Annotated in this window: 7 protein-coding genes; 3 read left to right on the top strand and 4 right to left on the bottom strand. The window is 39.9% G+C overall.

Annotated elements, in window-relative coordinates:
• Positions 1-928 precede the first annotated feature (928 nt).
• Positions 929-2050, bottom strand: a complete 1122-nt coding sequence (locus AXI59_RS12550) for a response regulator aspartate phosphatase (protein WP_061528419.1) — start codon at positions 2048-2050, stop codon at positions 929-931.
• 769 nt (positions 2051-2819) lie between these two features.
• Positions 2820-3197, bottom strand: a complete 378-nt coding sequence (locus AXI59_RS12545; protein WP_061528418.1) for a hypothetical protein — start codon at positions 3195-3197, stop codon at positions 2820-2822.
• Positions 3198-3366: 169 nt separating this feature from the next.
• Between AXI59_RS12545 and AXI59_RS12540 the strand changes: the two genes are divergently transcribed.
• On the top strand, positions 3367-3846 hold the full coding sequence (locus AXI59_RS12540) for a DUF3967 domain-containing protein (RefSeq protein ID WP_061528417.1): 480 nt from the start codon (positions 3367-3369) through the stop codon (positions 3844-3846).
• 12 nt (positions 3847-3858) lie between these two features.
• Here AXI59_RS12540 and mobV read toward each other — a convergent pair whose 3' ends face one another.
• On the bottom strand, positions 3859-5310 hold the full coding sequence (gene mobV, locus AXI59_RS12535) for a MobV family relaxase (RefSeq protein WP_061528416.1): 1452 nt from the start codon (positions 5308-5310) through the stop codon (positions 3859-3861).
• Positions 5311-5860: 550 nt separating this feature from the next.
• On the opposite strand from mobV, the gene AXI59_RS12530 reads away from it, so the two are divergent.
• Positions 5861-6298 carry a hypothetical protein gene (locus tag AXI59_RS12530; RefSeq protein ID WP_061528415.1) on the top strand — a complete coding sequence of 146 codons (438 nt, stop codon included), beginning with the start codon at positions 5861-5863 and terminating at the stop codon, positions 6296-6298.
• Positions 6299-6317: 19 nt separating this feature from the next.
• Positions 6318-6509, top strand: a complete 192-nt coding sequence (locus AXI59_RS12525; protein WP_061528414.1) for a hypothetical protein — start codon at positions 6318-6320, stop codon at positions 6507-6509.
• A 31-nt stretch (positions 6510-6540) separates the two neighbouring features.
• Here the strand turns inward: AXI59_RS12525 and AXI59_RS12520 are convergent.
• Positions 6541-7453 (bottom strand): protein rep (locus tag AXI59_RS12520; protein ID WP_061528413.1); only part of this gene is annotated, 913 nt, incomplete at its 5' end.

The following is a 7453-nucleotide window of genomic DNA, read 5'->3' as shown; positions in this document are numbered from 1 at the left end:
TCCGTCTCTTTTTTCCCTTCCAATCCCGCTTTTTACCTGTTGCGGTTTTGTCTTCGAGAATGATATAATCATTTTCAGTTGAATACAAAATGAAAAACTCCTTCTGAGCTAGTAATCTAGCATTCTATTGTTAAGTGTGGTAACTCAATAATAGCAGAAGGAGTTTCTACATGTCAAAAACACCTCAAATCCTTGACACACAAGGCTTTGAACTGATTTTAAAAAATCTTGGTGTTTCTATATAGTATCAAGATAAGAAAAGACCCGATTTCGACTCCGTCAAAATCGTAAAAAAGGCCGGCAGAATTGCCGGTCTTTTTTTAAAAACCAAAACCTAAGATCAAAACCATTCTTCCCCCGTAGGGGGAGATTTTTTTTCGAAAAATCGGCCCTGCAGCCGCGCATTATTTTAGATATTCAATAACTTTAAAAAGCCGCACGTCTCCACCTGACCAACACATGAACCTCCACACAGTCAACACATGGCCTTTTCTATCAACACGCAGTCAACACATTCCAGTCATGGTTCAATGCGTAGCATTATTTATTTCGCCGGTGCGAAAAAAACGAGCACCTTTTGACCAAGTGCATAAGTGGGCACTCCGCTACCGCTCCTCTGAAGCCGGTTCAAAAAAAACATCAACAGCTAATCGGTATACCTAAAATCGCTCTCAGAACGCTCAGATTCGTTTCTGCGTGCTTTTAATATAAAACGCCTCCTTTTATAAGGGGAACATGATAAAACGTCTGTAAAAGGCTTTAAAATGATTTTTTGCATTAAAAAAAGCAGACTCTAAGAGTCCGCCCCATTCAGGCCTTAAATTTTCTTTACGTTGCATTTCGAGAAGCAACCGAAATTTCCCCATGAGAAACAGAATAACCTGCACCGGCTAACAGACCCAAGATGAGGACAGCAGCAAAAAGACTTTTAAATTTCATAATGAGAATCACTCCTCTGAATTTGTCTTTGAGCGCACACCATTTCATTGTAAAAGTATATAGAATCTTCCATGCGCCTCTTCTTAGTATAGAATTCTGCAGACACTAAAGCTAGCTCTTCAAAGTATGGATAGCCTTTTTCGGTCTTTAGTCCGTACAATGCATTTTTTACATTTTGCCTATTAGCAGTATCAATAAATAATGCTTTCAGTACATTTAACAATTTCATGTAAAATTCATTTTCGAAAGCTTCAGCTTCCCTCACTGCCTTTTTAAAGAAATCCCTTCCCTCAATTATTTCACCATTCTGAAAGTGAATAAGGGACAAATCGTAGTAGGCTTGGATGATTTCTTTAGCCCCTGCTTTTTTTGCGAGCTTAATGGCTTGATGATACAAAGGAATGGCCATTGGGCTTTGCAAACGATTATAGCTGTTCCCCATATTTAAATATGCAAATGTCTGCATCAGTTCATTGCCAACCTCTTCAGCCATTTCTAAAGCTATTTGTAAATGCACCAAGGCTTTTTTATGATTATTCAAATCATCATAGTTCCCTGCAATAACAAAAAGACATTTGATCATATTTACTTTGTATGTAGGATACTTCTTATATTTATCATAAGCCATTTTCACATAATACATAGAAACGTGAGTCTGTTTCATATGATAAAAAACCTCAGCCATCTTAAAATAAAATTCCGCTTTCTCTATTTCATCAGTGACCCTTGCAATCTTAGCTTCTGCCTTTTGATAATGATTGATGGCCGCTACGTAATCCCCATTTCTAAATTCGTACATTCCTCTAAACAAATGATCATAGTATTTCAGCAGCTTCGTTAACTTTTGTCCGGTCCCTTCGGATCTTCTTAAATACTCCCAAGTTTCCAACTTTTTAGAAGAATCTGACGGGAAAAGATAGTCCATCATCAAATCATGTCTAAAACTGATCAGCTGATAATACAGTAATAAATCTTGATCTTCTTCCATTTCCTCAATCATTTTTTCTACTTCTGCTTTGCACTTTTCAGCGTTTTTTGCATCAAATCTGTTTATATACTCATGCCAATCATTAATTTTAACCCCCACAGTAGCAGACGGAATGGCACTCATAAAACTCGTCCCCCTCCAGTTTAATCCTTTTTATGAAAATGGTAGCATAAGAGAAGGATTGATAACTTTGTTGCGGAAAATTTTCGACATGCCGCAACGATAATATTCCCGAGGTAGGAATCTCGTTATTACACAACAAATACTTGAAATAAAAAACGGAATCACATTTGGATTCCGCTTAAAACTTACGATTACTCCCCCCCTGTTAGCATGGGGGGGCTATTCGGTTGGATTCGATCCGGTCGCTATCGCTGCCGCTCCCTTCTCTCACCAATTATTTTTCCCGATCTTTTTTCTCCTTCAAGAGTAACTTAGTCCCAATTCACTAGTCAAGTTCTTGGGCTTTGCCCAAACCCACCAACGGATGGCCGTTGGATGCCAATAATCAATCCCCCCAACCCCCCGAATCTTCGGGGGACTCCCTCGCCGGTTGGCGTCAAACAAACGGGTTTGTTTGAGTGCTGAAAGGGTTCGGGTGGCGCTGAGCGAGTCAACTCCTTAATCCTCCCTACGGTCCGGTTACCGTTGACTCACGCCAAGGGCGCACCACTCCCTAAAAGCTTACTTCCCAATCTTAGTTTAGGAAACCGATGATACACTCGCTTCTTCATCCTCTGAAATTAACGATCTACATTCCTTTTCATACTTACTCAAAAACATATTGAGGTACTTTTTTTAAAACCTTTGTGATATAAATTAATAACGTAAATAAGTTAACTTAACCACTTCGGTTAAAGGCTCATGTATTTTTTTTGCCTTTTTTAATTGTTTAAATCATTAAACGTTTTATTTGTTCTTTCATGTTAGGTATTGATCTAAGAATAGAAATTTCCTCGTCATTTAATTCTAAAATATTCACCATAGCAATTGATTCAAGTGAATTGATAGCCTCTTCTAAAACATTATTGATTTCAGTTCTTTTATCAACAGCGTTGTAACGATAAACACCTCTAGAAGAGTTAACAATGTCCCCATCCTCTTTAACCAAAGACAACATAGCACCACTGAAACTTCCTGAAGAAAAAGTCTCTCCCTCTTTATCTTGAACGTATTCTTTAATCTCTTGCAGTTTGAAATCTTTATTAGGATTAGATTTTAATAATGCTTTAACATGCTGTTTAATAATTGGCGCTGCCACTTTTTTCACAGCTAACACCCCTTCAATATTTCTTGTATCTTCATTTTAACACCTTTAATTTAATTGTTCAATCATTTAATGATTTAAAGTTATTTGGATTCCTAATAACAACAATCCCTTAAAATATAGAAGGCTTTGCTTATTTCATAGCGAATCATTTTTTAAGAGGTGATTCAATATGGATATGGGAGTTAAATTATCGTCAAAGGACGTTGCAAAGCGTCTTGGTATAGAGCCTGTGACTGTACGAAAATATTCAAGTATGCTTGAAGGTCAAGGGTATTCCTTCAATAAAGATTCCAAAGGATGGCGACTCTATAGCGAAGATGATGTAAAGGCTCTAGAGTATCTATGTACAATGACTAAGATCAATGGACACTCACTCGACGAAACGGTAAAGCATATAGCAAGCCTATATCGTTCAAAACTGACCATATCGGATACCGCTACATCGCTACAGGACAATCCTTTGGTTGAATTCATGAAGCGACAGGAAGAATTCAACCGCCACATGGCAGAACGGATGGAACAATTCGAAAAAAGACAGCAAGAAAGGCACGAGACACTCACTGCCGCATTACGGGAGTCGCTGGAGACACAAAGAATGATCGCAGCCACTAAACAAAAAAAGTGGTGGCAATTTTGGAAGAACAGCTAATACCACCAACAGTCACCGCTCTAATTCATTGTCCTTGTATTTATTCGCTTCTCTAGGCATTCCAGCCGTACGGAAAAACGATGCCGCTAATTTCCGCACCCTTGGCAACTTTTCTTTAGCCCACTGCACCATTTTGTCTTTCCACTGTTCCAGTACGGCCACCCGCTCTCTTAGCGTCTTGTTTTCCTCGTTCAGCGACTGAAAATCCTTATTCTGCTCTTGGGCGAAGTTCAGCAGCTCACCATACCTGCCTCTTTCCGCTTTAAGGCTTTTTTTCGTTTCATCGTGCTTTTTGACCTCATTGTCTTTCTGAGCGCTCAGAGACAGCGTCAGCCGCTTCAAATCATTATTCTCCGCTCTCAGCTCGCTGTTTTCTGTTTTCAGAGCCGACAATTCTTCTTGCACTTCCCGGCGGAGATCTTCACGCTGCTCTTCTGTAAATTCTTTAGTCAGCTTCCGCCGCATCCCCCTTTTTGCTTTTTCGACCTCCTCGTTCATAGTCGCCTGCAGATCCGAGAGCATCTTATCTTTCGAATCTGCCCGTTCCTTTTCTTGGCCGGCTATGGACTTCCACCGTTCCTTCTCTTCCGTTTCCGCTTCCAATTGCCGTGACAGCTGCGCCGCCGTTTTCCCTTGGTCTTCCGCATAAGCATACAAATTTTCCAGTTCATGCTGCGGCACAGTCACTTTGTCTCTTTTGAAAAGACCGGCTTTTTCATACTCAACGGTCGGGAGCCGCCGCTCTTCCGTTTTGGCCATCAGCGCTTCTTTTTTGACGGAGACCACTGATTCAACCGCTCTGTTCTGCTGTTCCAGTTCCGCTTTCCGTTTTTCCTTCAAAGCGATTTCGGCATTCAGCTGTTCCAGTTCCGCTTTCCTTTGGTTGATTTTGTACTGGTGAACATTTTCATGCTTTTTTTCACTTGGTTCACCCCGCTCCACGTCAAAACCGCTTTTCACCATATGCCGGTGAAAATCATCCTGAATGGCTTTCATCTTCAGTTTTCCGTTAAAAAAATCTTTAGCAGAAAGCCGGCCGTCCTCGGTGATCGGCACAATCCCCACGTGCATATGCGGGGTCGCTTCGTCCATATGTACCGTGGCATACAGCATATTTTCCGCACTGTATTTCTCTTTCAGATGATCAGCCGCCGCTTCAAAGTAGCGCCGCTGCTCCGTCTCGCTCAATCCGTTCATGTAGTCAGGACTGGCCGTAATCAAAAACTCGCTCACCAGGACTGCATCATCCCGCACTTTCCGTTTGACCCTGCCCTCAATTTTTTCACGAACCGCCTGTGCGTAGCTAATCGGTTGACCGTTAATAAGATCATAATTGAGATGCGACCGGCTACGATCAATGTTTTCATTTTTGCTTTTTTGAAACTCCCGCTGATTGTGTTTTTGCGTTCCATTCAGTCTATCTTTCTTGTATTTTTCCATCCTGATGACTGCATAATTTGCCATGAAAAAAACCCCCGATTCAGACCACTGTTTAGGGGTTATGGTAACACAAAGTTTATCCTTTGGTGTAACTTTGGTGTAACGCACTACACCAAATTGTTCCTACGGATTCAATTTGGACGTGCGACCTGCGGTGCTGGTGGCTCTCTCATTCTTGCTATCGCATCGAAAGGTCGTGCCACTTGTCGGCTGTCCGCCGACCCGATTTTTCCACCGATGAGAGATCGGCAGGAAACCGGAAAACCCTTGCTGCTCCCACAGCATTCACACCATGAACATTTTGTTCCTTGTGTCAAATTTTCAATGTCTGAAAGTATGCTGCGGCAACACGCATCTACTTTCTCTATTTTTAAAACTGTCTTCCCATCAAAATGATATTGAGACGTTGATATATCTGTATTTCACACACTAAGTACCATACCTTTCTTAATTTTCGCTTAATTTTTTATCGAAATATACCCATATCTTTACAAAAGAATTTATATTTAAGTGGGCCCATTTAATTGCAGGAAAGGATGTTTTTTAAGAGTATGAAAGTTAAGGAGAGAATGCTATGATTATGAAAAAGAAGAAATTAAGTTTTTTAGTGAAGATTATGTTGGTAGCTTTATTGGTTGCCCCACCTTTGTTAGGATCAACAAGTTTTTTGGGATTTAATAAATCAAGTAATGTTGCTCATGCAGCAGAAAAGAGAGTTGTAGTAGGGTCTTATACTTTATCAAAAGCTCAAACTAAAAATTTGGCTAATAATATGAAAGCAATAAAAGGTAACAGTAATCTAAAAATTGCCATTTTAGCTGTTGCTACTAAATGGGGTGGAGTTGCTGGATGGGCTTCTGCATTAGCAGTTCAATTAAGTTCTAATGCTGTTTATCAAAAAGAAGTTATAAATGCTGCAAAAAAAGGCAAGAGATTAAAAATAACAATAACTGATTATAAAAATTATCATACGTCCTATTCAGCACAAATAAAATACACGATAGTAAAATAATTTAAAATGGGGTGAGATTATGAATAAAAACTCACTGATGGCATTTTTAAAAAGTTATATTGGCCTTGCGGCTATAATGTTATTTATTTATTTAATCTTAGGTCCATCTAAAAATGTATCTTTGATTTTTGTTATGGTATTAGGGTTACCAATAACAGCAATAATGGTCTTTACAGGATGGGACAAAAAGTTAAAAAAACATTTACCTTAGTAAGAAAAGCAGGCCGCGTGGCCTGCTTTTCTTACTTGATTATGTAATTCTTGATGCCGGGATGCCAATAAGCCATGACCTCAAATGCGCCGTTTGCTACCTCGTCATCGTCTTCCTCAATCTTGACAAGATCGCCGTCCTCTGCATCACCAAGGTTCAATTCCTTATGAATATCCTTCAATATTCCACCGTACCCAATCAACCTACGAGCAGCCAGTGCATCATCCAAAAAATAAACTGTATTCAGATTATCCTCTGTCACCTTATTTCCGCGGACAACATCTGTATCCTTGACGGGATACTTAGAAATTTCAAGAACAGCTTTCTGCTCCATCATTGCTTCTCGCACATCGCTCTCAATCTGCTCAGCATCAATCTTGGCTTTACCTTTCACTCGACGAATATCGACAATTGGAGTGTAATCCAATTTCATCGCCTTTTTCCATAAGCTTGTCCACTCAGACTGCTTAATGTAGTTATGAGTAAAATAGCTTTTCTTCACTGGCAACAACACATGAAAATGCGGATGATATGTATCTTCTTCATGATTTTTCGTTATCTCTAAAGCTCTAAAATAACCAAGAGTCACTTTATCAACTCTTTTATATTTCATCAGCCGATTGAATCCTTTCATCATGTCCGAAATCGCAGGCTTCAGACCGTCACCCTTAACATTTCGAACTGTCAACGTGAGAAAAATCCATCCGCAGCCATACTGACGATTGGCTTCTTCTACGATCAATTTATTGTGATAAGCAATTTTTAAAGACCTGCGCCATGCACACATCGGGCACAACCTCACTTTACAAAAATGAGCTTGATACAACTTTAGTTTGTCCGTCTCCGGATCTCTTTTAAACGAAAGGTATTCTGCACATCCATTCAGCTTTTCAGCTTTTTTGCCATAGTAAGGTGCTCCGATCTTGCTCTCTAACGCTTCGTAA

The sequence above is a fragment of the Bacillus nakamurai genome, assembly GCF_001584325.1.
In the GTDB taxonomy this organism is placed as follows: domain Bacteria; phylum Bacillota; class Bacilli; order Bacillales; family Bacillaceae; genus Bacillus; species Bacillus nakamurai.
The sequence above is the reverse complement of the archived record's forward strand: the minus strand, read 5'-3'. Positions and strand labels throughout refer to the sequence as shown.

Bases quoted from the DNA above. Each gene is read 5' to 3' on its own strand.
- AXI59_RS12550 (WP_061528419.1), bottom strand. From the start codon at position 2,050: ATGAGTGCCATTCCGTCTGCTACTGTGGGGGTTAAAATTAATGATTGG.
- AXI59_RS12540 (WP_061528417.1), top strand. From the start codon at position 3,367: ATGGATATGGGAGTTAAATTATCGTCAAAGGACGTTGCAAAGCGTCTT.
- mobV (WP_061528416.1), bottom strand. From the start codon at position 5,310: ATGGCAAATTATGCAGTCATCAGGATGGAAAAATACAAGAAAGATAGA.
- AXI59_RS12530 (WP_061528415.1), top strand. From the start codon at position 5,861: ATGATTATGAAAAAGAAGAAATTAAGTTTTTTAGTGAAGATTATGTTG.
- AXI59_RS12525 (WP_061528414.1), top strand. From the start codon at position 6,318: ATGAATAAAAACTCACTGATGGCATTTTTAAAAAGTTATATTGGCCTT.